Annotated in this window: 20 protein-coding genes; 10 read left to right on the plus strand and 10 right to left on the minus strand. The window is 48.4% G+C overall.

Annotation, left to right across the window (positions count from 1 at the left end; all coding sequences use genetic code 11):
* Positions 1-162: 162 nt before the first annotated feature.
* From K9N57_07845 to rpmH, 10 genes are all read right to left on the minus strand, one after another.
* Positions 163-1,518, minus strand: coding sequence for a peptidylprolyl isomerase (locus K9N57_07845; GenBank protein ID MCF7804086.1), 1,356 nt, complete (start codon positions 1,516-1,518; stop codon positions 163-165).
* Positions 1,454-2,293 (minus strand): peptidyl-prolyl cis-trans isomerase, encoded by an 840-nt coding sequence (locus K9N57_07850; protein ID MCF7804087.1) that lies wholly within the window; start codon positions 2,291-2,293, stop codon positions 1,454-1,456. The genes K9N57_07845 and K9N57_07850 overlap by 65 nt, the downstream gene beginning before the upstream one ends.
* Positions 2,286-3,938 (minus strand): peptidylprolyl isomerase, encoded by a 1,653-nt coding sequence (locus K9N57_07855; GenBank protein ID MCF7804088.1) that lies wholly within the window; start codon positions 3,936-3,938, stop codon positions 2,286-2,288. The genes K9N57_07850 and K9N57_07855 overlap by 8 nt, the downstream gene beginning before the upstream one ends.
* Positions 3,939-4,044: 106 nt before the next feature.
* Positions 4,045-7,299: a transcription-repair coupling factor gene (gene mfd, locus K9N57_07860; GenBank protein ID MCF7804089.1), complete on the minus strand. Its 3,255-nt coding sequence runs from the start codon at positions 7,297-7,299 to the stop codon at positions 4,045-4,047.
* Positions 7,300-7,314: 15 nt separating this feature from the next.
* Positions 7,315-9,228 carry a tRNA uridine-5-carboxymethylaminomethyl(34) synthesis enzyme MnmG gene (gene mnmG, locus K9N57_07865; GenBank protein MCF7804090.1) on the minus strand — a complete coding sequence of 638 codons (1,914 nt, stop codon included), beginning with the start codon at positions 9,226-9,228 and terminating at the stop codon, positions 7,315-7,317.
* A 253-nt stretch (positions 9,229-9,481) separates the two neighbouring features.
* Positions 9,482-10,846: a tRNA uridine-5-carboxymethylaminomethyl(34) synthesis GTPase MnmE gene (mnmE, locus tag K9N57_07870; protein MCF7804091.1), complete on the minus strand. Its 1,365-nt coding sequence runs from the start codon at positions 10,844-10,846 to the stop codon at positions 9,482-9,484.
* A gap of 42 nt (positions 10,847-10,888) precedes the next feature.
* The gene (yidC, locus tag K9N57_07875; GenBank protein ID MCF7804092.1) at positions 10,889-12,646 is read right to left on the minus strand and encodes a membrane protein insertase YidC; all 1,758 of its coding nucleotides are present in this window, start codon (positions 12,644-12,646) and stop codon (positions 10,889-10,891) included.
* Complete coding sequence (gene yidD, locus K9N57_07880; GenBank protein MCF7804093.1) at positions 12,639-12,878, minus strand: membrane protein insertion efficiency factor YidD; 240 nt, start codon at positions 12,876-12,878, stop codon at positions 12,639-12,641. The genes yidC and yidD overlap by 8 nt, the downstream gene beginning before the upstream one ends.
* Positions 12,875-13,222: a ribonuclease P protein component gene (gene rnpA / locus K9N57_07885; protein ID MCF7804094.1), complete on the minus strand. Its 348-nt coding sequence runs from the start codon at positions 13,220-13,222 to the stop codon at positions 12,875-12,877. Before rnpA ends, yidD begins: the two co-directional genes overlap by 4 nt.
* Positions 13,215-13,349: a 50S ribosomal protein L34 gene (gene rpmH / locus K9N57_07890; protein MCF7804095.1), complete on the minus strand. Its 135-nt coding sequence runs from the start codon at positions 13,347-13,349 to the stop codon at positions 13,215-13,217. Before rpmH ends, rnpA begins: the two co-directional genes overlap by 8 nt.
* Positions 13,350-13,907: 558 nt before the next feature.
* Between rpmH and dnaA the strand changes: the two genes are divergently transcribed.
* The 10 genes from dnaA (at position 13,908) to K9N57_07940 (ending at position 25,401) form a co-directional block, all read left to right on the plus strand.
* A complete protein-coding gene (gene dnaA / locus K9N57_07895; GenBank protein ID MCF7804096.1) occupies positions 13,908-15,278 on the plus strand; it encodes a chromosomal replication initiator protein DnaA in 1,371 nt (456 codons plus the stop codon).
* Between the two features lie 145 nt (positions 15,279-15,423).
* Complete coding sequence (gene lexA, locus K9N57_07900) at positions 15,424-16,029, plus strand: transcriptional repressor LexA (protein MCF7804097.1); 606 nt, start codon at positions 15,424-15,426, stop codon at positions 16,027-16,029.
* A gap of 85 nt (positions 16,030-16,114) precedes the next feature.
* Positions 16,115-17,506 (plus strand): sigma-54 dependent transcriptional regulator, encoded by a 1,392-nt coding sequence (locus tag K9N57_07905; GenBank protein MCF7804098.1) that lies wholly within the window; start codon positions 16,115-16,117, stop codon positions 17,504-17,506.
* Positions 17,507-17,619: 113 nt separating this feature from the next.
* Positions 17,620-19,014, plus strand: coding sequence for a sigma-54 dependent transcriptional regulator (locus K9N57_07910; GenBank protein MCF7804099.1), 1,395 nt, complete (start codon positions 17,620-17,622; stop codon positions 19,012-19,014).
* 301 nt (positions 19,015-19,315) lie between these two features.
* On the plus strand, positions 19,316-19,918 hold the full coding sequence (locus K9N57_07915; protein ID MCF7804100.1) for a hypothetical protein: 603 nt from the start codon (positions 19,316-19,318) through the stop codon (positions 19,916-19,918).
* A 76-nt stretch (positions 19,919-19,994) separates the two neighbouring features.
* Positions 19,995-21,257: a hypothetical protein gene (locus K9N57_07920; protein ID MCF7804101.1), complete on the plus strand. Its 1,263-nt coding sequence runs from the start codon at positions 19,995-19,997 to the stop codon at positions 21,255-21,257.
* Between the two features lie 244 nt (positions 21,258-21,501).
* Positions 21,502-22,899 (plus strand): hypothetical protein, encoded by a 1,398-nt coding sequence (locus K9N57_07925; GenBank protein MCF7804102.1) that lies wholly within the window; start codon positions 21,502-21,504, stop codon positions 22,897-22,899.
* A 155-nt stretch (positions 22,900-23,054) separates the two neighbouring features.
* A complete protein-coding gene (gene bcp, locus K9N57_07930) occupies positions 23,055-23,519 on the plus strand; it encodes a thioredoxin-dependent thiol peroxidase (GenBank protein MCF7804103.1) in 465 nt (154 codons plus the stop codon).
* A gap of 65 nt (positions 23,520-23,584) precedes the next feature.
* Complete coding sequence (locus tag K9N57_07935) at positions 23,585-24,871, plus strand: MFS transporter (GenBank protein MCF7804104.1); 1,287 nt, start codon at positions 23,585-23,587, stop codon at positions 24,869-24,871.
* A gap of 134 nt (positions 24,872-25,005) precedes the next feature.
* Entirely contained in the window at positions 25,006-25,401 is a 396-nt protein-coding gene (locus tag K9N57_07940; protein ID MCF7804105.1) for a hypothetical protein, read from the plus strand.
* Positions 25,402-25,407 lie beyond the last annotated feature (6 nt).

Consider the following 25,407-nt stretch of genomic DNA (forward strand, 5'->3'; position numbering starts at 1 on the left):
GTGTTCACATGTTTAAGGAAAAAATACCTGTACTATAATATTCAAGATTTCTCTTAAGAATCCCACGCACTATAATACCGTACTGCGATAAAAATCAGGTGATGCGGTAACCGTAAATTATTCACCTGAACACTTGAACACTTAAACACTCTACCACTGTCGTTATATATTCTGGGGGCTGATTTTTATATCTATGTAAAACTGATCCCGGAGGTTACTGAGCCATTTTTGGTATTCCTGTTGTTGCTTTTGGCGAAGGACCATCTGTTCTATTTCTACCCAGTTTTTATCCAGGGTGACTTCTCCACCAGGTTTCATATCATTCAGTTTTACAATGTGCCAGCCGTATTGTGTCTGGAATGGTTTGCTAATATCTCCCGCTTTCATAGTATCCACGACCTGTTTGAATTTTTCAACCTGCAAGTTCGGGACCTCGAACCATCCCAGGTTCCCGCTATTCAGTTCAGCGCCGGTATCTTCGGAATGCTGTTTGGCCAGAGAATCGAACGAAGCTCCCGTCAGCGCTTCTGCGCGCAAATCGTTCAGGCGTTGAATGACGGCCTGGTTATCCTGATCCGTTGCCTGGGGCGAAAGCAAAATATGTTTTACGTGGATTTTTTCACCCCGGCGTTCTTCCAATTTGATGAGGTGATAGCCGAAGTCGGTTTTGATGATATCAGAGAGCCCGCCCGGGTCAAGCGCAAACGCCGCTTCTTCAAAGGCCGGTACTAATGTGCCTCTCTCTACAAATCCGAGATCTCCCCCTTGCTGCCTGGAGCCGGGATCCATGGAATGCTGTTTGGCCAATTCTGCAAAATCGGCACCGGACTGGAGTTGCTGCTTTAAATTCCGGAGTTTTTCCACGGCAGCGGAATCAGCACTTTTGTCGGGCCGGACACGTAATACTATATGGGAAATATTCACCCGTTTTGGCATCGCCGGAATACTGTCCTTATAAGTATTATAAAATTGTTCCACTTCACGACGGCTGACGGACAGATCCGCAAATTTTGTGGATTGGTACTGTTCTACCAGTAATCGTTTCCGGACATCTTCCCGATACTCGTTTCTTATTTCATTCATTGACATCCCCAGTGCCTCTTCCAGTGCCTGTTCGCTTCCGGTCTGGGCAATCATATTGTCGATCTGTTGTTGCAGGGCCTGTTCCACCTGGTGCTCTTTGATAATAATGGAATCTTCTTCCGCTTTGGCCTGAATAATTTTTTGATCGATGAGCGACTGAAAGACCTGCTGTTTCAGTCGATTAAACTCCTGGGGATTATTGTACGGATTCATCCCCATCTGCATGGCTTGCATCTGGGCGTACTGCCTGACCTCGCTCAACAGGATATAGTCATTCTCCACAACGGCGGCAACTCCGTCGACGAGTCCTTGTTGTGCTGACATCGGAGTAGCAGACAGAACAAGTAACAGCAGCGGGATGAGAAAAAATTTATTTACTGACTTGCTGGTTCGGTTCCCCGGAAATATTGTTGTACATCTGTTTATTAATTTCAAAATCAATCACTCCCTTAAGGCTGTCTAAAACTTCATAATAATGCTGTTTTTGCTCGGTTACGAGCAACCGCTCCCGGATTTCGTCCCGGACCTGTTCAAGTGTCTGATAGGTTCCGGCCTGAAAGCGTTGCTGGACCACAAGTACATGATAGCCAAAGTCCGATTCCACCGGCCGTAATACGCCGCTGGCCCTAGTGCCAAAGACAGCATCCTGTAATTCCTGTACCATATCACCGCCGGTCACAACCTTGGTGTCCGGCCTGTTTTTCTGATACAGGAGGGTTTTTTCTTCTGCGGTCCCGTTACTCAAAATATTGTAAACTTGACGTGCCGTATCCTCATTTGCCGCAAAATAATGAGTCACCTCGGCGGCATCATGCTCCCACATGAAGACCTGTTTGTGCTCCTCGTAATACTCCCGGATCTCCTGTTCGCTGACTTTGAGCGAGGTGTAGATATTATACCGAATGTAGGTATCGGCGAGGAGTTTTTTCTTAAAGGACTCCAGCCGGTTCTTTAAATACGGATCCTGATCCAGATCGTGTTTCAATGCCTGCTGAGCTAAAATTTCCGTATCAATCCAGTCATTGAGAAATCCCTGCAACTGGGCCTCGGGAATTTTACCGTCAGGGTCAATAATTGACAGAAATTTGAGATCATCTCTGGTAAGATAGGTGTCATCCACCCGCGCTAGATAATTCTTCGAGGGCTCATTCTGGTCACAGGACCAAAGGAGCGCAGCGGCGAGGAGAAAAACGATCCCCCTCTTACACATTATCAAGTACCGAGTAATAAATTTCACTCCCGTATTTCTGCTCCAGGTTTTTCAGGTTCTTTTCAATTAGTTTCGGACGATACATATCAATGTAGTCCTGTTTGACCGTGCCTTTGATTTCTTCATACGGATGGGTTTCCCCCTTGTTCCTGTCCAGTAATTTGATAATTGACCAACCCGTGCCAACCTGGAGCGGCCCTTCAACGCTACCGATTTCCATGGCAGTGGCCTTTTTTCCGATGGCCCCGTAACGGTCTGTCGTAAACCAACCTAAATCACCGCCGGTTTCCTTGAATTCAGGTCGTTCGGTATACTGAGAAGCCAACTCATTGAACTCGGCGCCGGCATCGAGTTTACTCCGAACCTCATCCGCCGTCTCTTTATCACTCACATAGATTTCCCGGACATGGACCTCCGACGGCTCGGAGTACTTATCCGCTTTCATCTTTTCATAGAAAGCCCGAAGCGAATCATTTGCCGGCGGAAAATCCCGCAACACGGAATTTTCCAAATAGTAGGTATCCAGGACCTGGTCTTTTTCCCAGCGAAGTTTGTATTCGGTATCGCTATAGTTTTCGATTCCGTATTCATCGGCATACATCGAAATATATTCTTCCTGCAGGATCCGATTGACCATTTGCATCAGAAAGTTTTCATTCTGCATTATTCGGGATTTTTCATTGGTAATGGTGTTCAGCATCTTCCGAAACTGATCTTTCGTAATTTCACCGTCCCCTAAGGTCCCAATGGGCTGATAGTCGATCTGCGCAACCATTTCATTGTATGTCGGCTCAGAACCCGTGTCACTCATCTGGGTGTAGACTTTAACCAGCTGTGCAACATTATTTTTAATCGCTTCCGGATTAGAGGAAAAGTTCGTTTCTTCCTTGATTTTCTCGAGTGTCGCCCGGGTCCGCTGCCCAAGTTGTTGGCGCCGGGCCCGCTGAAGCCGTTCTTCGATCTGGGCTCTTTCCTCTTCAAACGTTCCTCTGTCTAACGTATCAACATCAAGCACCTCGATCAGGTGATAACCGTAGCGGGTTTTTACCGGATCGGAGAGTGTGTTGAGCGGGAGATCCCAGGCGGCTTCCTGAAAGCTTCCCACCATTTGGCCCCAGCGAACGGTTCCGAGATCTCCGGTATCGGCCACAGCCTGTCCCGTTGAATATTCTAGCACCGCTTCCTCAAATGTCAACTCACCGGATTCTATCTTTTGTTTAACGGTTTTCGCCAATTCTTCAGCTTCCTCCGGGCTGCGATCCTGAGAACGACTGGTTGTGCTATCAGCAATCAGGATGTGTCGAATGTGTCGGCGCTCATCCATATTCTCATAGGTCTGCCGAATCATTTCATCTGTGATCACGCTGTCCACAACGTACGCCTCATATAGCTGGGAGACCTTGATTCTCCGCTGCTTGCCATGGATTTCATTCTGCACTTCATCCCGCTCATCCATTCCCTGCTGTTCAGCATCGTACGCCCGAAGCACCGTATGATAAAACGATTCGAGCTGTTCCACTTGCCGGTCGCTGGCCACCTCAGAAAAATTGCTGCTTCGGGTAGATAAAAAATATTCTCCCGAAATCGACTCTCCATCAATAACAGCAGCCGGTCCCGGCCCTTTTTGACCACAACTAACCATCATGAGTGCTACAAAAACAAATAAAGTTAAAGAAAAAGAAACTTTCATTTTAATTTGTTTAGGAAACGTCATTATTTCTTTCCCTTTGTTATTAGATTGATATAAACTATTAATTTGATTCTGGAAATTTAACCGTCTCGAGTAGTTGCATCAAGAAATATTTTATTGACTCCAACTGATTCCTGTACTGACGATATTTCAAGATGAACCGGAGTTGATCTTCCGGAACGAACTTGGGGATAAATCGGTTTTCCGACAGTTGCAACATCGTCGGAACGACCTCTTCGTAATTAATAATTCCCTGCATCTGTTCATCCGGCATAAAGGAACCGGCGACCCGATCCTCTTTGATGCGGAGTTTCTTGATGCCCAGTTGATTACATAGACATCTAACCCGCATGGATTCCACAAGATTCATCACCGGTTCGGGCGGAGTGCCGAATCGATCCTCAATCTCGCCGGCAATCTCGTTGACCTCTTCCACTGATTTCGCACCACTGAGCCGGCGGTAAAAATCTATCCGGAGATCCGGTTCGGGCACGTAATCCTCGGGGATGTACGTATCGAAGGCGGCGTTGACTTCCGCGTCCACTGTTTCCGTCGAGGAAATTGGTTCCATCCCGCGCTCGATCTGCTTCTCCTGGATAGCCTTGTTGATCATCTCCATATACAAGTCGAATCCTATGGAATCGATGAATCCGCTCTGTTTGACCCCCAACAGGTTTCCGGCTCCCCGCATAGCAAGATCTTTCATCGCAACCTGGAATCCGGCGCCGAGATGGGTGAAACTCTCAAGCGTCTGAAGCCGGCTCCGGGCGTCTTCGGTCATAGTTTGCGTCGATGGCACGAGCAAATACGCGTATGCCCGTCGGTTCGCTCGGCCGACCCGACCGCGGAGCTGGTAGAGTTGCGCCAGCCCCATATGGTCTGCGCGATTAATTATAATAGTATTGACGTTCGGCATATCAATCCCGGACTCGATAATCGCCGTGGAAATGAGCACGTCGTACTTTCGGTGCAGGAAGTCCACCATCACCTGCTCCAGTTGGTGGCCTTTCATCTGACCGTGGCCCACCGCAAACTTCAAATCCGGCATAATAGTAGAGAGCCGCTTGTGGATCACATTGATATTTTGAATTCGATTGTGGACAAAATACACCTGGCCACCGCGGTTGATTTCCCGCATAATGACCTCCCGGAGAAACTCGTCCGTGAACGAGGCGATCTCCGTGTAGATCGGGAGGCGCTCCTTTGGCGGCGTCTCGATCTTTGAAAGATCCCGGGCGCCGGATAGCGAAAGTTGGAGCGTTCTCGGAATCGGCGTGGCTGTCATCGAGAGGACATCCACGCGCTCAGTCATCTTTTTTAGATTTTCCTTATGCTTGACACCGAACCGGTGCTCCTCGTCAACGACAATCAACCCAAGATCTTTGAATTCCACATCTTTGGACAGCAGGCGATGGGTGCCTATAACAATATCTAATTGCCCTGATTTCAGATTTTTTAAAATCTCTTTTTGTTCGTTTTTTGTTCGAAACCGGGAAAGCGAGGCTGTTCGGATTGGAAACCGTTGAAATCGCTCATGGAAGGTTGAGTAATGTTGTTCAGCGAGGATGGTGGTCGGCACCAGAACCGCCACTTGCTTGCTGTCGGAGACGGCCTTAAAGATGGCGCGCATAGCCACCTCGGTTTTGCCGAAGCCCACGTCGCCAATCAGAAGGCGATCCATGGGAAAGGCCGATTCCATATCTTCCTTCACCTCCTCCGTAGCTTGGATCTGATCGTCGGTTTCCTCGTAGAGAAAGGCTGATTCCATCTGCATCTGCAACTCATCATCTTCGGAAAAAGCATACCCCTCAATGGAGTGTCGGTTGGCGTAGAGATCGACCAAATCGTCCGCGATTTCATCGACGGCCTGCTGTGTTCGGCTCTTCTGCTTTTCCCAGCGATTGGTTCCCAGTTTGTGGACTGTCGGACTGGTACCTTCGGTGCCCTGATATTTTTGCACCCGGTGAAATTTCTGCAGCGGAACGAACACTTTATCACCGTCCTGATATTCGATGACGATACATTCGTATTCACCAGCGCGCTGCTGCACCTTTTGGAGCCCGCGATAGATGCCGATACCGTAATCCTGATGCACCAGGTAATCGCCAAGGCTCAGGTGATCGACGGATTTTGGAATCTCTTCGTGGGCAAACTTCTGGAACGTCCGGCGGGGCTTAAACCGGCTGTAAATCTGATGATCTGTATAGACGGAAATTCCGGCGTCCGGATAGGTGAATCCCTGGGAAATTTCCTGGGAAAAAATGTACTGGTATTCGTGCGGTTCCAGGACCTTTTTCAGCCGGTAGACCTGCTCGGCATTTTCGCAGCAGATATACACAGAGTGCCCCCGTGCCAGGTCGTTTGAAATCTGGGATTGGAGCACCTCCAGGTCACCATGCATGCTTTCCTGTGCATTCGATCGAAAATTGAGCACGGATTGGTTGCCCTGGGGCGGTACCTTATAAGAATAGACGTGATTAAAGGCCCGGGAGAGATTTGCGACATAGGGCTCTGTTTTGTCTTCGTCGGGGGATTCCGCAGTAATTTCATCATAGTAATGCCAAAAGACGACAGCGCTCTCCGGCAAATAATCCCAGAGATACGATTGCGTTTCCGGCTCCGGGTCTTCGCCGCTAATCTCCGGCGGGATTTTGACGGCACTTTTTTTATCAATAGATCGCTGGGAGGAGATGCTGAACGAACGGATGGATTCCAGCTCATCACCAAAGAATTCCAACCGATACGGGTTTTCCGCACCTAGCGGAAAGACGTCCATGATCCCCCCCCGGACACTGATTTCCAGGGGCTGGGTGACCATCGATTCTTTGGAATAACCGAAATCGATCAAATTCCGAAGCAAATCCTCAAACGGGTACTCTTCCCCGGTTTGTATTTCCATGGTTCGTTGTTCGAACGATCCGCGACTGATGATGGGCTCGGTCAGGGCATCGCGCTCAGCCACGATAATGGCCGGCTCCGGCCGGAGCACTTTCTCCAGAGAGTCCACGCGAAACTCGTCCGAGGTTGCCCGGAAATACCGCCCCTTCGCATGGGTTTCCCCTTTCGGAAAATACCCGACGATCTCTTCGCCGTATACAATTGAAAGATCATCGCGGAGGTACTCTGCAGAGCGTTGTTCGGGTGCTACTATCAGGAAGGTAGATTTTTTCTGTTTCCAGAGCTCCCCGGCAACAAAACTGGTGAGAGATCCTGAAAGCCCGGCAATACCTGAAATCCGCCCACCGTCGGCCGACAGGCTTCGCATCGTCTCCGATCTACGGACAGCCGCTAAAATGGTTTGAAGATGGTCAGCCATGTTTCACGTGAAACATTATGCGGCGGAAGCGGTGCGCTTCAGGTGAACGGAGAGAATCGAGATGTCTGCGGGTGTGACGCCCTGGATGCGGGACGCCTGTCCCAGCGAATGCGGCCGGATGCGCTGAAGCTTCTCCCGGCCCTCATTGGACAGGGCGTCAATGCTGTCGTAATCAAATCGCTCGGGAATAATTTTGCTTTCCTGTTTTTTAAAAGATTCGACTTGGCCAAGTTGCCGATCGATATATCCCGCATACTTTACTTCAATGCCGACCTGTTCCGTGGCGTCATCAATATCGACGTCGTATTCAATGGCGTTTTCCACGATTCGCCGAAGGGCCGGGATCGTGTCAATCTTTACTTCCGGACGTTTTAATAGGTTGACTGCCGGCTGTTTTTGGTCAATCTCTTTGGTGCCGGCTTTCCGGAGAGACTCGTTGACCTCCTGGGGCTCCACTGAGACATTTTCCAGCGCCTCAATTCCGGCGTCGATGGCGCTTCGCCGATCTCGTGAATACCGGTACACGTGATCCGGGATCAAACCCAGGTCGTGGCCATATTCCATAAGCCGGAAGTCGGCGTTGTCGTGTCTCAACAGTAACCGGTATTCGGCGCGGGAGGTGAACATCCGGTACGGTTCATGGGTAGCCTTCGTTACCAGATCATCGATAAGCACGCCAATATAGGCCTGCGAGCGATCCAAAATAAGCGGATCGGTATCCCTGAGATGGTTTGCGGCGTTTACCCCAGCGATGAATCCCTGGGCGGCGGCTTCTTCGTAGCCGGATGTTCCGTTGATTTGCCCAGCGAAAAACAGCCCCTTCACCTTTTGAGTTTCCAAAGAGGGTTTGAGTTGTGCAGGCGGAAAAAAGTCGTATTCGATGGCGTAGCCCGGCCGGAGAAATTCGGCGCTTTCCAGACCGGGAATGGTTTTCAGTGCCTTCTTTTGTATGTCTTCCGGCAAGCTGGTGGAGAAACCGTTCACGTAAATCTCAGGGGCATCCCTCCATTCCGGTTCGAGAAAGATGTGGTGGCTATCCCGTTGGTCGAACCGAACAATTTTGTCCTCAACGGACGGACAGTACCTCGGCCCTACCCCTTCGATGACACCTGTATACATAGGCGATCGATCCAGTCCACTCCGAATAATTGCATGGGTCTCTTCTGTGGTTCGCGTGGAATGACATGGTACGTTGTCAGGATTAAATGATTTCGGATTGGTTTGAAATGAAAACGGCACCGGATCGTCGTCCCCGATTTCGACGCTGGTCTTCGAGAAGTCGATGGTTTCCTTTTTTAGGCGCGGCGGAGTTCCGGTTTTTAGGCGTCCGGACTCGAATCCGATACTGTTTAGATATTCCGTCATCCCTGAAGAGTGCTTTTCGTCCAGCCGCCCGGCTCTGATCTTTCGCATGCCGATGTGAATGAGTCCATTCATAAATGTGCCGCAGGTCAGGACGGCCGTCCGGCACGAAATAGTACCGTGTTGCCTGGTTGCGACCGCGGTGACTCTGCCGTCTTTGGTTTCCAGTCCGATCCCCTCGTCCTGGAGGAGGTAAATATTCGGTTCGGCGACAATCCGGCGGGTCATGTCCCCCGGATAGGTGATTTTATCCGCCTGGGCCCGCGGGGACCAGACCGCCTGTCCCTTGGACTTATTCAGCATTTTAAACTGGAGCCCGGTCTTGTCGATGACCTTCGCCATCTCCCCGCCAAGGGCGTCGAGCTCTCGCACCATATGTCCTTTCGCAAGACCACCGATGGCCGGATTGCACGACATTCGTGCGATTGCATCCAGATTGAGTGTTATTAATAATGTGCTATATCCAGAGCGCGCCGCTGCCAGCGCCGCCTCTGATCCGGCATGCCCGGCCCCAACGACAATGACGTCGAACTGATCGGGTTTATGAGATGTTTCACGTGAAACCATATTTTATGACAGTGTTTTAGTGTTTATGTGTTCAAGTGTTATTGTGTTTTGGTTAAAAAAGTCATGGTTCAGGCGTTTCTGGTTCCGGATTGGTGGTGCATATTGTGTTTGTGGTACTCCGATAGAGATCAAGCGTTTTAGTTGTTCGTTGTTAGTTGAAATACTTCTTTTCTAGTCTCGGGGATCAAGTGGCCGGTTACGATTTTCCTTTTGCCTTCTCCTTATACCTTATATCCCTTTGTACTCTTATCTTCTATTTCCCGATGCAAAATTTCTCAAAGATGTTGTTTAGAATGTCGTCGGTTGTGGTCTCGCCGGTGAGTAAGCCTAATGAGTCCAGCGCACCTCGCAGATCCAATACAATGAACTCGGAGGACATCCGGTTGTCCACACTTGTTATCGCTTTGTTGAAAGACGCGATAGCTTCCTCGAGCGCTTTACGGTGCCGCTCATTGGTTATGACCGGTGTGTCAGAGGTTTCCGCATAATTATTTCCCTCAAGGACCATGTCAATTATCCGATCACCGATAAGGGAAATTCCTTCCATCTCTGTCGCCGAGGTGTAAATGGAATTTCCGTTCATTTGTTCCGGTTGCGTCTCCAGTAGGTCTATTTTATTGTAAATAGTAATTACCGGGGCGTTGCCGGATCCTGGGCTGTCTTCATGCTCCCCGTCGTTATACACATCGATAATATGCAAAAGCACGTCTGCCTGGTTTATAACCTCCTCGGCCCGAGAGACTCCCATAGATTCAATTGCGTCCTCGGACTCCCGAAGGCCAGCGGTATCCACAAGGCGTATCTCCACGCCGTTGTGGGAAATCGCTTCTTCAATTGTGTCTCTGGTGGTACCGGGAATATCAGATACAAGCGCCCGTTCTTCTTGCAATAAGGCATTTAAAATACTAGACTTACCAGCATTTGGTTTCCCTACGATGGGTGCATAAATACCACTTCGATAGATTTTACCGTTTTTATAGCTATCCACAAGTTGCTCACACTGCGATTTCAGCGCGGTGATTTCCGATTTGATCTTACTGTATTGGGTCTTTTTTATCTCTTCCTCGGAAAAATCCAGCTCCAGTTCCAATAATGAGATGGCATCAATGAGGCGTTCCCTGATACCTGAAACGGTTTGTTTCAGTCGGCCATCTAACTGTTGAAGCGCTATCTTATGGCTGGAGGAGGTCTGTGCAGAAATTAAATCAGAGACAGCTTCGGCCTGAGTGAGGTCTATCCGTCCGTTTAGAAAAGCCCTTTTGGTGAACTCACCTGGGTCAGCTATCCGGATATCCGATTTTAGCAAGGTGTTCAGTATCTTTTGCGCGACGTAGTGTCCGCCGTGGCAGCTAATCTCAACGACGTCTTCGGCGGTAAACGATTTTGGCTTCTGGAAATAGGTGACGACGACTTCGTCTATCTCTTCCCCGGAGTCGGGATCGATAAAGTGCGTATAGTATGCCCTGTGTGGGTTGGGGAGAGTAGATTGTGTGATGCAATTAGCTACTATGTCAGCAGATTTCTCCCCAGAAACCCGGATCACGGCCAACCCGCAAACTCCGGATGGTGTGGCTATGGCTGCTATGGTGTCGTCTGTTGAACTTATTTTTGCTGACATGGCACATCACCGGGTTGCCCCGTGTTTTTGCATTGACGAAAATTACTCGGTTTTTGCCGGTGCAGCAGACGGCACATCGATAAACCATTTCTGCTGTATAATCGTCATCACGTTAAAAAGAGCATAATACAAGTTCAACCCCGACGGGAAGTTGTTAAATATCAGGAGAAAAACAACCGGCATAAACCACATCATCATTTTTTGCTGCTGCGTTGATGCGCCGGACGTCATCCGCTGCTGGAAAATCATGGTAACGCCCATGACAATAGGAAGCACATTGACATTCGCTCCATACAGGGGAAGGGAAAACGGGAGCGTAAAGATCGTGTCCGGTTGTGAGAGATCTGTAATCCACCAGATAAATTCGGCGCCGCGCAGCTCGATTGTCGTCCGGAAGACAATGAATAGCGCATAAAGCAGGGGCATCTGGAACAACATTGGCAAGCAACCGCCCATCGGGTTGACGCCGTGCTCCTTGTAGATCTTCATCATCTCCTGATTCATCTTCTGGGAATCGTCTTTATATTTCTCGCGGAGCTCCTTCACTTTGGGCTGAAGATTTTGCATCTCCTTCATGGAGACATAACTTTTTTTGGTCAACGGGAAGACTAGAATTTTGACAAAAACACCAAACAGGATTAGCACCAGGCCGTAGTTTGCGATGTATTTATGCATTGTCGTAAACGCCCAGAGAACCCCCTTACTGATAGGCCGGATAATCGTCCATCCAAAATTCATCATCCGCTGGAAGTCACGGTCATACCCGTTCAGGACATTATAATCCAATGGTCCCATGTATACAAAAAAGGAGTCGCGCTGCGTTGCCGTTTCACTGTAAGGCATTATTATCCCGGCATCGTAATTTTCGAGGTCGAGATCTCCGCGTTTTTGTTTGGTGCCGGTAAGGTGCATCCCAATTGCATCTCTGGAAATTGGCGTTATAATGGAGGCAAAATATTTATTCCTGACAGCGACCCACCGGGTTGTTCCCTCAAACGATTCGGTTTCTGGTTCCCGGGCATCAGCCTTTGCGGCGTCTATATCGACGAGCTCGTCTCCCAGAAGGCTGTATGCTTTACTGTATTGTAAGTCATCCCGCGCGTTGTTTTCCGTAATAGCGATCCCGCTGTTCCAGGTCATTGTATACCGCCTGTTAGCAATGATGTCCCTAAAGTGTTCCAGTGAAACAGTCATACCAATGTGATATTGATCGGGAAAAAACGTGAGAGTACGGGTCAGGGTCCCCCCCTCGCTGGTATTATAGGAAAAACTTACGGAGAGAGGAGAGGTAATCTTCAGAGTATCAGGAAGCTCTTTATATCCATCCACTGTTATATTGAAGACATTATCTGCATAGCTGACCGTGTCCCCTTCGAACCCAATAGTTGAAAACTGGAGGACTCCATTCCGTTGCCGCTCCGGAATAAGTTCCGCGTACGGCTCCCCGTGTGGCCCCGGATAGTTTTTTAATTTAATTGACGTAAATGTCCCGCCACCACGATTGGTAACGGCCATCCAATAGTCTTCGGTTTCGACAACGATGGTGTCGGATTGTTCCATCGCTTGTGTCAGTTCCGGTTCGGGTTTCGCTTGAGTGCGCTCAGGAGTTTCCGGAGCTGTTCTGTTTTCCGAAACGGTCGTTCTCCTCAGAGTATCAGCGGGATCAGTTTGATCTGAAGTATCAACAACACTCGTTCGATCTTGTTCCGTTTCCGGGGGGTTGATCATTTCCCAATACATCGGCATCAGGATCATAACGAGTAAGATGAGAACAAACGCTACAACGGTGTTTCTATCCATTTTCGGTGCCTATCTCTTCCGGGGTCGGGACGGGATCGAACCCCCCGTCGTGCCAAGGATGGCAACGCCCGATACGCTTGGCGCTGATCCAGAGTGCTTTATGCCCGGGATGTGTTTGAAATGCCTCGATGGTATATTCTGAGCAGGTGGGGTAGTATCTGCAGGAAGAAGGAAAAAGAGGGGAAATCAGGAGCCGATAAAACCGGACAATCAGAATGGCGATTTTATTTATAACTGCTGACATAACTCAGTAAACTCTGATTCAATTTGGTGGTAGCCCGGAATATCCTGTTGTGGAAATATCTGAAAGATGACTGCATAGTTAGTCGGAATCAGTTGTTTGTGTGTTCGATAAAATTCTCTTAGATACCGACGTAACCGGTTGCGTGTAGCCGCATTCCCCGTGCGCCGGCCAACCACAAAGGCTACCTGTGTTTTGCTCCAGGGCGCTACAATCAGCTGACCAAAACGCCCCCGAATTCGGCGCCCGGAGGAAAAGACCTCCTGGAACGCCCGTTTCTTTTTTAATATATGCTGCTTTGGGAGCGTATTATTGCTATCGTGTGGCTCAGGCAGAGAGTTTCTTTCTTCCTTTTGTCCTGCGGTTCTTTAAAACACGGCGGCCGCTTTTCGATTTCATCCGTTTCCGGAACCCGTGTTTATTTTTCCGTTTTCTTTTGCTTGGCTGATATGTGCGCTTCATAGTGATCAACCCTTTCTGTCTGTTTTTCCCATAGTTCTATTATCTGATTCGAGCTTTGAAATTTAAAAAACCGCACGGGAAATACAAGCAGTATTGATAATATGGAGCGGTTTCTGTCCGGGGTGGTTTCCCGCCCCTGGTGGTCTTATACGTAGAGAAATACGGAAACCGCTTAAGGGAGAAGGCGTCGCGGACCAGGCGCGTACCTGCTTAAATAAAAAAAGCATAAAATGTGGTAAATTTGCCTTGACATGTATGAGGTGTATTGTAACTTGTTCCAGACCAAGAGAGCGAGTGTTGATAACTTGTGAATAGTGTGGATATATGGAATGGTTGGTTTTGATCGCTTTTTTTCGTACAGCGGTGACTTCAGTGGAGGCTTGGTACCCACCTTCTTTATAAATTACTGTATATTAGTTGTTTATGTTGGATTGAAGTGGTTGGATCGGCTGTAGGGTCAGCTTGGTGCCGATGGTTGTAACTATTCATAGGTACGCACGAACTGTGCGTTGTACAAGGTGTTGATAACTTTCAAAAATAGTTGAAATTGAAAGGTTTATGGAACAAAAGCTCGAATCCCTGTGGCAGGATTGTTTGGAGGTAATTAAAACCCGCGTTCCAGACCAAACCTATGAGACGTGGTTTAAGCCAATTAAGCCGGTCAATCTGGAAGAAGAGAAATTAACCGTTCAGGTGCCGAGTCAGTTCTTTTACGAATGGATTGAAAATCATTACAGAGATTTGATTCATTCTACCTTGGAGCAGGTCTCCGGGAACGGGTTAAAACTCATGTATTCAGTCGTGTTCTCCGACGAGGACTCGGCCGATTCGGATACGCCTACCCCCCGCCCTCAAACACAGCCGGACAAGTCGTTCCGGGGACACGCCGGACCAAAGACATTTCTAAATGAACGCTATACCTTCGATAATTTCGTTGAAGGCGACAATAACCAGTTTGCCCGCGCAGCGGCCGTTGCCGTCGCCGAGGCCCCGGGTGGAACCTCGTTCAATCCCCTGGTTCTGTACGGTGGTGTTGGTCTGGGTAAAACCCACTTAGCCCAGGCAATCGGGAACAAGTCTCTGGCAGACGGTACCGCTAACCGGGTGTTGTACACCTCCAGCGAAAAATTTACGTTAGAATTCATTAATTCGATTAAAAACAATAAAACCACAGAATTTTCCGAACAATATCGGAACGTAGATTTGCTTATCGTGGACGATGTCCAGTTCTTCCAGAAAAAGGAATCCACGCAGGAACAATTTTTTCATACGTTCAATGCCCTTTACCAGGGGGGAAAACAGGTGGTGTTGACGTCTGATCGGCCGCCAAAAGAACTATCCGGGCTCGAAGAGCGACTCCTCTCCCGGTTCCATGCCGGGCTCATCGCCGATATCCAGCCGCCGGATTTGGAGACAAGGATCGCGATATTGCAGCATAAAGCCCAGGAAGATAACATCGAAATTTCGTATGACATCCTGGAGTTCCTGGCAGCCAATATTACCACAAATGTTCGGGAATTGGAGGGCTCGCTGATTCGGTTGCTTGCGTTTTCCTCGTTATCCAATACGGACATTACCATCGATTTAGCCAAGAAGGTGCTCCGGGAACTGGTCGGGAAAAACTTCAAATCGGCTGTTTCCATAGAGGATATTCAGGCAATCACCGGGGAAGTAATGGACGTAAGTGAGTCCGATCTCATTGGAAAAGGCCGGAAAATGGAGGTGGCGCTCGCCCGGCAGGTTGCGATGTATCTGAGTCGGGAGCTCACCAACTCATCTCTGAAAACCATCGGGCTTCATTTCGGTGGCAGGGACCACAGTACGGTTGTCCACGCCTGCAACGTAATAGAGGAAAAACTTAAATCGGATGAAACGCTGCACTCTCAGGTGAAGTCGGTGAAGCATAAAATCGAAATGAGTCAATTGTAGTTCCATTTTCAATTTTTGTACGAAGAATGGTTGCCATTCAGCAGAGTTCGATCTAACTTTCATTTCATTGCGGACAAGTGTTTGTTGTTGGTTTTACAAACAATAAAATAGCCTGGAAGTCCAGGCATGATCCGGCATTCATTCTATGTACATAACCAAAAAGCAAAAACAGGTTCTGGAGTTCATTGCCTCGTATATTGAGGCACAGGGGATTGCTCCCACTTATGAGGAGATTGCGGATCACTTCGGCTACCGGTCTAAGGGGACGGTGCATAAACATATCACCAACCTGGAAGAAAAAGGGTACCTGAAAAAGGACTGGAATCGCAGCCGGGGCCTGGAGGTGCTGCGGAACCCCTTCAAAAGCTCGGAGTCCGAACTCCCCTTGCGAGGCCGTGTCGCTGCCGGCGAACCGATTGAAGCGGTGGAAGATTCCGAATTGATTGCTGTACCGTCTGACATGATTGGAAACGGTGAGCATTATGTATTGCAGGTGCGGGGGGATTCGATGATTGAGGAGAATATCCAGGACGGCGATTACGTTATAGTGCAACCTCGCCAGACAGCAGAGAACGGCGACATGGTCATCGCGCTGGTTGACGAAGACGAAGCGACACTGAAAAAATTCTATCGTGAAAACGGCACAGTTCGCCTTCAGCCCGCGAATCAAACGATGGAACCCATCTTGCTTTCAGCTGATCGGGTTCGTATTCGCGGACTGGTCATCGGGGTTATGCGAAAATATACGTAGGTTTATTCGCGGGGATACCGCACTCTGATATTACGTGTAAAATTGACCGCTTACCACTAGCATGAAATGATGGCACAGTAGACGTATGGCTCTCATCTATGTAGTCGACAAAGATCCGCATGTCTGTGACACCGTGCAGATTATGCTCGAGTCCGAAGAGTGGGACGTCCAGACATTCGACAGCGCAGAAGACTTTTTCCGGCAATTTAACGCCATAAAATCCGACATCGTAATTACCGACTATCATCTCCAGGGAGTGACTGGCCTGGAAATTATGGAAAAGGTCCATGCGGCCTCGCCGGAGATTGAAGTCGTGATTATCACAGAGACCGGCGATGAGCAGACGGCGCTGAATACGATGAAAGCCGGGGCGTACGACTATATCAAAAAGCCGTTGAATATTCAGGAGTTGCGTGTGGTGGTAGAACGGGCGCTGCACTCCAAAAAGATCGGTGACAAGCTCTCGTACATGTACAACCAGCAGCGAAAAATGTTTGGCTTCGGTGAATTGATTGGGAGCTCACATGAGATGCAGCGGGTGTTTAAAATTATCCGGATGGTCAGTGAGTCCAAAGATACCCCCGTCGTCATTGTCGGGGAAACGGGCACGGGGAAGGAATTGGCTGCCCGCTCTATCCATGCCAACGGCACCCGGAATACGGAGCCGTTTGTGGAAGTAAACTGTGGCGCCATCCAGGAGAATTTGCTGGAATCGGAACTGTTTGGCCACGAACAGGGAGCCTTTACCGATGCGCGAAAGTCCAAGCGGGGATTGATGGAGGTCGCTTCCGGTGGCACCTTTTTTTTAGATGAAATTGCCAGCATGGATTTGTCACTGCAAGTCAAGCTCCTGAAGGCCATAGAAGAGAAGAAAATTCGCCGGGTCGGCGGCGTCAAAGATATTTCCATTGATATCCGGGTGCTGGCGGCGACCAGCCGGCCGCTAGAAGACCTGATTGCGGAGGGGAAATTTCGGGAAGATTTGTACTATAGGCTCAATGTAATTAGCATAGAAATGCCGCCGCTCCGGAATCGCGGAGAAGATATCAAGCTGTTGACCCACCATTTTATCGATCAGTTTAACGAGGAGTTCAAATATCGGGTGACGGGCATTTCGGATGCGGCGGAGCATCTGCTGATCCAACACGACTGGCCCGGAAACGTCCGGGAACTCAGAAATGTTATTGAACGGGCGGTGTTGTTGAAAAAATCCGGTGTCATCGATACCCATCACCTGTTTCTGGTACCGAGTTCGCTTGGTAAGCCCGCACCATCAGACGATCAGGAAAAACGATCCAATGGCGTCTATATTCCCGAGGAAGGGATTGACCTTGAATCGAAGGAGACGGAATTAACCCGGAGGTATATCGAAGCAGCGCTCGAAAAAACCGATGGCAACAAATCACAAGCAGCTCGGCTGCTGGGGATTAGCCGCGGCTCGCTCCGCTATCGCATGGAAAAAATGATAAACCCGTAATACTTCTTTGCCTGTCCAGCCTCTGGAGTCAACAAATATTCGTTTGTAGACCTGTAAATTATTTTTGATATTAAATCCAAATATTATCACAAGACTAAGCGAGATATTTGTGTATGGCCGTTCTTTATATTATTGATGACGAAGTTCAGATCTGTGATATGCTTACCACCCTGTTCCAGGATAAGTCAGACTTAGAGGTCCTGACGTTTCAATCTGCCCCGGCTGCCCTTGAACATTTATCGTCTGTTGCCCCGGATGTTGTGATTTCCGATTACTATATGCCCGAAATGAACGGTATGAAATTCCTCCAGGCGTTAACCCGGGAATCACCGGAAACTGAATTAATTATGATAACAGGATACGGCGACCAGGATACAGCTGTTGAGGCGTTGGAAAAAGGCGCATATGATTATCTGAAAAAGCCGCTCAATTTAAAAGAAGTCCTGTTGGTTGTAGAGCGGGCACTGCAGTCCAAACAAAAGGAAGATCGCCTTTCCTATATGTATTCCCAGCAGCGGAAGATGCGGGGATTCGGAAAAATGGTGGGCAGTTCGCCAGAGATGCAACGGGTTTTCAAGATGATCCGAACGATGGGGGATGCCGGTGATTCTCCTGCCGTAATCCACGGCGAAATAGGTACAGGGAGGGAAATGGTCGCCCGCACAATCCACGATAACGGAAAACGGAAGCAGCAAAATTTTGTCGATGTCGCCTGCGGCGCACTGCTTGAGGATCAGTTTGAGCTGGAATTATTCGGTTCTGAAAAAAAGGTTGGTGGAAAGCACCCCGAGCCACAACGGGGATTGATAGAAGTCGCAAATGGCGGAACCTTGTTCCTGGACGAGGTTGGTGGACTGAGTTTGAAGAATCAGGCAAAGATTCTGAAAGTCATGGAAGAAAAATCTTTTCGGCGAATCGGTGGAGAGAAAAAGATCCCGCTGGATGTTCGGATCATCGCGTCAACAAGCGAATCACTGGAATCTCTGGCGGAACAGGGGCAAATGCTGGAAAGCCTCTATTACGGCCTCAACGTGATATCGATTACCGTGCCACCACTCCGGGATCGCGGGGATGATGTTTTGTTGTTAGCCGATTTTTTTATTGATGAATTTAACCGGGAGTTTAACTTTAATGTGACCGGTATAACGCCGGAGGCACAATCCCTGCTGAAAAAGCATGACTGGCCTGGCAACGTTCGCGAGTTGCGAAATATAATAGAGCGGTCGGTCCTTCTGAAAAAGACCGGTGATATTGATACGCATCATCTGACACTGATTCCGAGTTCACTGAGAAATAACGGACCACAATCAGAATCGGGGCTCCACATTTACCTCCCGGAAGACGGGATCGATTTTGAAGCGCTGGAAAAAAAGTACCTTGAGACTGCATTGAAGCGGACGAACGGGAATAAGTCGAAGGCCGCACGACTGCTGGGGATGAGTCGGAGTACATTTCGGTATCGGATAGAAAAGTTTTTTACGGATGCGGAGCTGGACACATTGCAGTAGGTGTTAATTTTTCTTTCCGATCTGTAATGTAAATCTGACACCTTGAAGTAATTGGAGGTGATATGAATCACACATGTCCCGGTTTTTATGTGTGGATACCCACCGCCAGAATTTTTTTATTACTTTAAGTGGTAGTTTTTGCTACAGTTATAAAAACACGGGATCTAAAGCGGATCGGAAGTTGCATAAATATTGGCTGCCGGTGAAATAATTTTCACTGGAAAACTTTGCTTTTTTTATTTGGAAAGATTGAACAATGCAGCAATACCAAGGTTTCGTTTTAACAGGAAAGGATAAAACGATGAAACGAGTGACAACCCTGAGTTTTGGACTGGTAATACTGGCATTTCTGGTGCTGACGGGGTGCCAAAGTTCGTTAACAGGACCGGATGTTGATGCGTCAACCGCACAAGGCCTCTCCATGAAGGCAGTAAACGTTTCGCCGAACATTATGGGGTCCGGGCTTGCAAAAGAATCACTTCCGCTGAGCCATAGTCGGATGATTACAGCGAAGGAAGGTGGGCGACTCGGAGGTACGCAGACCGGTGGTAATTTCGTTGAGATTCCAGCTGGAGCATTGGAAGAATATGGGAATCTTTACATGACTTTAAAAATCTATATAGATGATGATGTTACTCTCGACGAGAACACGCCACCGCAAAAGGTGCTTATCTTTGAGATCACCGGCCGGGAACACAAAAACGGCGATGCAATCGAAGAGATCTATTTGGATGGCACCGCAACAGTTGCCGTGAGTAGGGACTGGTTAGAAGACGCTCCCACACATCTGGTAAATGTAGAGAACACCGACGATAGTAATGTTGTAGATGTGGATTCAGAGGGAGATTTCTATACGGTTGAGGTTACCCACTTTTCAAAATGGTCGTGGGTTATTTTAGAATAGCAGTGAACAGCGAATGAGTTGGATTCTGAACGGGATAGGCAAAAATAACCTGCAAAAAAATTGAAAAGAGTCATTTATGAAGAAAAACAAACAGTCCAAGGATAAAAATTCCGGGGTTCTATCTGTTTCGTTTTTCCGGTATTTGATCAAGGAGCTCGAGGCGCTCGTCGGAAGTGAGGTCATCCGGGAGTTTGAAGCGGTCAAGAGCCGGCGGGATCGGTATCTCAGGGAAGAATGGATTCCACATACCGGGAAAGACGGATCGGAATTTTTTCGTGAAATAGATTACGATTATCTGCTCACCCTATTAAAAAATCACTATCTGGAGGCGGACAAAAACCTATTTGATCTCTATATGGTGACTGCCAGAACCTGTATTCAGTTTGGCGAGCTGCAAAAAGCTCACGACCTATTGGGCACTCTGGATACTCAGGTTGAAGATACACCGGAAAAGCGAACCCAGTATCTCATGCTCAAGGGAAAATGGGCTATCTACGCCCGGGATCTGGAGCTGGCCCAGGCATGCTATCAAGAGGCGCTCGATTTTTATAAATCCTCTGATAATAAGCCCGGAATTATCAAAGCGTTGAACAATCTGGGTATAATCACCTTCGAACTGTGGGAAACTGATCAGGGAAAACGGTATTTTCAGGAAGCCGAGCACCTTATTGAAGGATATGACGGATCTGTTGATCCGGAAACCCTCATTTCCGTCAAAACCAATTTGGGGATTCTTGACGGTCTGCAAGGGAATTATTCTGGTGCAATCCGACAATTTGAAGCGCTCGAATCCGAAAACCCTGAACTCGAAGGCCTCTCAAAGATTAAGGTACTTTTGAACAAGGGCGTTGCTCTTAAAGGTGCCGGAAATCTCGAAACGGCTGAATCGATCCTCGGGAATGCGGCCGCCGAAGCAAAGGAGTTACCCAGTTACCACGCCTTTGGCGACGCTATTCTGGATCTGTCCGAAGTTAATATTCTGCAGGGTGATTTTAAGGAAGGAAAACAGAATCTTTCCGATGCATTTAAAGTCTTTTCAAAAATGCATGACCGGGCAAGTCTCGCTGAGACGTACCGGATTTTTGGTGTGCTATACCGAATGCAGGATTATGACGACCTGGCTGCCTCTCAGTTTGAAATCAGCATTAAACTCGGAGAAGAGTTCGGGAATTTGTTGTATCTAACCGAGACATACTACGAATATAGCCTGCTGGCAAAGAAGCTCGGGAAAACGCAACAGCAGAAAGAATATCTCTCCGAAAGCCTGTCTTATGCGAAAAAAATGCACGCGAGCCACCGGGTAGAAAAACTCGAACAGGAGTTGGCTGACCTGGCCTGATAACTCCGGTATCGCAACTGTTAGACGCTGAACATTACAAATCCGACTGCGGGTAGTCTGTGGATTGTGTGTAATTTCGCCATTATTAGATCTAAATCACATTTCTTCCGGGTATAGAGCTGCTCTCTTCCACCCAATAAATTATCCGAGCATCTTTATGTAATATTTTGTATCCTTCCAACAAATAATCTACTATCGAATACGGCAACCGCCGAACATAGAGGACGGATCCCCAAACCGGGCGATGATTGTTTCCAGGATAAAAATTGAATATACCACCGGACTGATTCTGGAGGTGGATGATACCTTTGAGAAGTGGACGGAAAATTCACTGGATACCTCTGCGACCTTTAAACAGTATTTTGAAGTGTTTTCGACCTCTTTCCCCGGTATGAACCTGAAAGATCAGGTTGAAAACGGCGGAATTCATTTCATGATCCTGGAACCGCTGTTCGAAACTAAATTGGGTGGTCCGTTGATCACATATATTCAACCGGAACAGAATCTCCTGGATACCGAGCTGGAGTTAGCCCTCTATCCCCTGGAGGAGAATTCGCTTTCCGTAGAGTGGGATCAGGAAATTCCGGATGAGGTGTTCGACTCTATTACGGATTTCCTGTTAATCTGTGGACCGGATTTCACCATAAAAAAGGCCAACGACGCAGCAATTTCGGTGTTTGGTAGCTCAGAGGATATCGTTGGAAAAAAATGTTACAACGTACTTCGGGATCAATCAGCGCCGTGTGAAGATTGTCCCCTGCCCCAAACACTCGCGCAACGTAAGGTTGTACCAAATGAGCACTACGATACGCAGCTGGGTGAATACATGGAAACCCGAACCTATCCACAGGTTTCCGGAGCAGACAAACTGAAATCTTTTACCCTGGTGACCCGGATGGTCTCTCATCGCCGGGAACAGGAAGTGGAAACCACACAGAATAAAAAGCTCCAGGCCCTTGGGCAGATGGCGTCAGGGATCGCACACGATTTCAACAATATGCTGACAATTATTCTGGGCCGACTCCAGCTATTGAAGCAGGGAATTTCAGACACGAAACTGTCCTCGAATCTCAAAACTATTGAAAAAGCGGCGTTGGACAGCACCGAAATTATCCAACGATTACAGGAGTTTACCCGGCAGCCGGAGCAGGAATCCGAAGGCGCTATGGTTATCCTGGATATGAATGAAGTCGTCTCTGATGTTGTGGACTATGCGCGGACCCGGATTGAACGGGCGAAAAAGCACCGGGGGGTTCACATTGAGATCGAGACCCAGATAGCAGATGTAGCCAAGATTGAAGGAAACAAAGCGGATCTCCGGAATGCCCTGTTAAATCTGATTTTTAATGCGGTTGACGCATTGGATGTGGGCGGATTGATTACCATTTGGACGGACCAGGCATCCACATCGGTTGAAGTGGGCATATCGGATACCGGTGTGGGAATGTCCCCGGAGACAATAGAGCGAATTTTTGATCCGTTTTTCACTACCAAAGGGGAAAAAGGCAACGGGCTCGGTCTGTCAGAAGTGTATGGAATTATCAATCAGCACAACGGTACAATCGATGTGGACAGCACCCTCGGTGAAGGTACCACCTTTACGATCCGGTTTCCCAAATTTATTGAAGAAACTGCTTCCTGACGTTTAGTAAATCGATCGTCCCTTCTTTGGAAAAATGTCTCGGATAGTCCGGTGATCTCTTTATGTGACCTTTTGGGTCACAATACAGCTTGCAGGACCCGTACGTGCGCTCTATTTTTCCCTTCTTTGTGAACTCAAACTGATGAGGTGGGACTATGTTAGAAGTAGGAGAGAAAGCGCCGGATTTTACGTTAAATGATGCCGGGGGAAATCCCCATACACTTTCGGATTACCGTGGACAAAAAGTGGTGGTCTATTTTTATCCCAAAGATGATACACCCGGCTGTACCAAAGAAGCATGCAGTTTCAGAGATGCGGATGAGGTCTACCGGGAGCATAATATCAAGGTGTTTGGCATCAGTAATGATGATGAAAAATCCCATCAGAAGTTTAAAGAAAAGTATAACCTACACCATACATTGCTGGCGGATGTAGATAACGAGGTCTGTCCCATGTATGGTGCGTATGGAACAAAAAAGATGTATGGCAAGGAGTATGAAGGCATTAAGCGGATGACGTTTCTGCTGGACGAGGACGGCGTTATTACCAAGATTTTTAAACGCGTGAAGACGGATGTGCACGCGGAGGAAGTCCTCGATGCCTTCGGATTGAGCGAATAAGAAAGCATACGCGATTCCCGGGTGTTTTCCTTTCCTGAAAGCCCTCTGGAAGTCGCCGGTTCTGTATGAGAAATAACCGTACACCGCTCCTCATCCTCTTTGTCGTCGTGTTCATCGATATGGTGGGCTTTGGGATTATCATCCCGCTGTTGCCATATTATGCACAGACATTCGCCGGTGAAATCCGTGCCGTTGGCTCCTGGCTGGGGTTGACCATGGCTCCGGAGGGCGTGGTGATTGCCGTCCTGTTCAGCGTGTATTCGCTAATGCAGCTGATATTTTCGCCTATTTGGGGTCGGCTTTCCGACAATTTCGGCCGACGGCCTGTGCTCATGTGGAACCTGCTCGGCTCGGTAGTCGCGTATTTCATCTTTGGAATTGCAGGCTCGCTGTGGGTGCTGTTTCTCTCCAGGGTGATTCAGGGTGTAGCCGGTGCGAAAATTGCCACGGCTCAGGCGTATGTTGCGGATATTACAACACCGGAAAAACGCGCCCGTGGAATGGGGTTGATTGGCGCCGGACTTGGTTTGGGATTTGTTTTTGGACCCGCGATCGCTGGAATTTTGATAAGTCTGGAAACGACAGTCCTTTCCTTTCCCTGGATGGATGCCCTTCTTCAGCACAATATTTATTCGCTGCCGGGATACTTTGCGGCAATATTGGCACTGGCGAATTTTGTGCTGCTTTACTTTCTGTTGCCCGAACCGGACAGAAAAAAACGCACCCCAGATAAAGCACAGAAGCGGTTTTGGAATGCTACCAAACTTCGCACCATACTTGGCAATCCCCAGCTGGTTCTGCTGCTTGGAATTGTTTTTCTGGCGACAACGGCGTTTTCTTCCATGGAATCCATGTTTGCGCTCTGGGGAGAATCGTCCCTGGGTATCGACGAAAAGACAAACAGCTATCTCTTTGCGTATATCGGAGTATTGATAGCGATTAATCAGGGCATGCTGGTTGGCCGGCTGGCGGAATGGCTCGGCGAACGGCGTCTTGTCGTTATCGGGACCGGTACGCTGATGCTGGCGCTCGTGGCCCTGCCTTTTTCCGGTTCGATTTGGACCTTAATGGTTGTGCTGGCGTTCCTGGCCTTTGGGAGCGGAATTAATACGCCGTCGCTCCAGAGTTTAATTTCCCAGGTGAGTTACGATTCGGACGTAGGCGGAACGCTTGGCATTTCCCAATCCACATCCAGTTTTGCCAGGATTGTCGGGCCGCTTTTGGGCGGCAGCGTTTACGATATGTTCGGAATTTCGTATCCGTTTCTGTTCGGCGCGGGCATCATGTTGGTGGCGTTTGGGATCAGTTGGCGCCTGTTCGATCGGAGGTCGGAGCTCGTCTTTGAAGCCTGACACAATTCACTCACTCCATGGAACAGGAGCGTGAACCGGATGAGGTACAAAATCCCCCTGTTGGTTAGTGGCATTGTCGCACGGAAGTGGTGGGATAAATGACTATGAATAGTAGCACCGGGATTTAATACATCATGAAAAACAGACTCTTGTTATACGGCGGATTAACCTTGCTGGCAATAGCATTTGCCGGAAAAGTATTGGGGGTTCCAACCGCACTGTTTTGGATCCTGTTTGGCTTTGCGATTACGCTGAAAGCGACGTTTCTTTTCACTGTTTTCCGACAAAAGCGAAAAATATCGAAGGTTGGTCTCTATTTAATTCTTGCCGGGGTCGTGTTGATCATGCTGTCACTCCCTTTTAAGGCTGTTTATCCAATACCCTGGCTTCGAAATACTCTCTTTTATGGCGCCATTACTCTCAAGGTTGCGGGGGTGGTTTTGTTACTGGTGAAAAAACCTTCCAAAGATGCTATGGACAGGTCAACTCAACAAATGAGCAATACGTCGTCTGCTGTTGAATCCAGGTGAAATAAA

This window comes from Candidatus Neomarinimicrobiota bacterium, assembly GCA_021734025.1.
In the GTDB taxonomy this organism is placed as follows: Bacteria; Fidelibacterota; JAANXI01; order JAANXI01; family JAANXI01; genus JAANXI01.

Bases quoted from the DNA above. Each gene is read 5' to 3' on its own strand.
- K9N57_07905 (MCF7804098.1), top strand. From the start codon at position 16,115: ATGGCTCTCATCTATGTAGTCGACAAAGATCCGCATGTCTGTGACACC.
- K9N57_07940 (MCF7804105.1), top strand. From the start codon at position 25,006: ATGAAAAACAGACTCTTGTTATACGGCGGATTAACCTTGCTGGCAATA.
- yidC (MCF7804092.1), bottom strand. From the start codon at position 12,646: ATGGATAGAAACACCGTTGTAGCGTTTGTTCTCATCTTACTCGTTATG.
- K9N57_07850 (MCF7804087.1), bottom strand. From the start codon at position 2,293: ATGTGTAAGAGGGGGATCGTTTTTCTCCTCGCCGCTGCGCTCCTTTGG.
- rpmH (MCF7804095.1), bottom strand. From the start codon at position 13,349: ATGAAGCGCACATATCAGCCAAGCAAAAGAAAACGGAAAAATAAACAC.
- K9N57_07910 (MCF7804099.1), top strand. From the start codon at position 17,620: ATGGCCGTTCTTTATATTATTGATGACGAAGTTCAGATCTGTGATATG.
- mfd (MCF7804089.1), bottom strand. From the start codon at position 7,299: ATGGCTGACCATCTTCAAACCATTTTAGCGGCTGTCCGTAGATCGGAG.
- dnaA (MCF7804096.1), top strand. From the start codon at position 13,908: ATGGAACAAAAGCTCGAATCCCTGTGGCAGGATTGTTTGGAGGTAATT.
- mnmG (MCF7804090.1), bottom strand. From the start codon at position 9,228: ATGGTTTCACGTGAAACATCTCATAAACCCGATCAGTTCGACGTCATT.
- K9N57_07855 (MCF7804088.1), bottom strand. From the start codon at position 3,938: ATGATGGTTAGTTGTGGTCAAAAAGGGCCGGGACCGGCTGCTGTTATT.
- K9N57_07915 (MCF7804100.1), top strand. From the start codon at position 19,316: ATGAAACGAGTGACAACCCTGAGTTTTGGACTGGTAATACTGGCATTT.
- mnmE (MCF7804091.1), bottom strand. From the start codon at position 10,846: ATGTCAGCAAAAATAAGTTCAACAGACGACACCATAGCAGCCATAGCC.
- K9N57_07935 (MCF7804104.1), top strand. From the start codon at position 23,585: ATGAGAAATAACCGTACACCGCTCCTCATCCTCTTTGTCGTCGTGTTC.
- lexA (MCF7804097.1), top strand. From the start codon at position 15,424: ATGTACATAACCAAAAAGCAAAAACAGGTTCTGGAGTTCATTGCCTCG.
- bcp (MCF7804103.1), top strand. From the start codon at position 23,055: ATGTTAGAAGTAGGAGAGAAAGCGCCGGATTTTACGTTAAATGATGCC.
- K9N57_07920 (MCF7804101.1), top strand. From the start codon at position 19,995: ATGAAGAAAAACAAACAGTCCAAGGATAAAAATTCCGGGGTTCTATCT.
- K9N57_07925 (MCF7804102.1), top strand. From the start codon at position 21,502: ATGATTGTTTCCAGGATAAAAATTGAATATACCACCGGACTGATTCTG.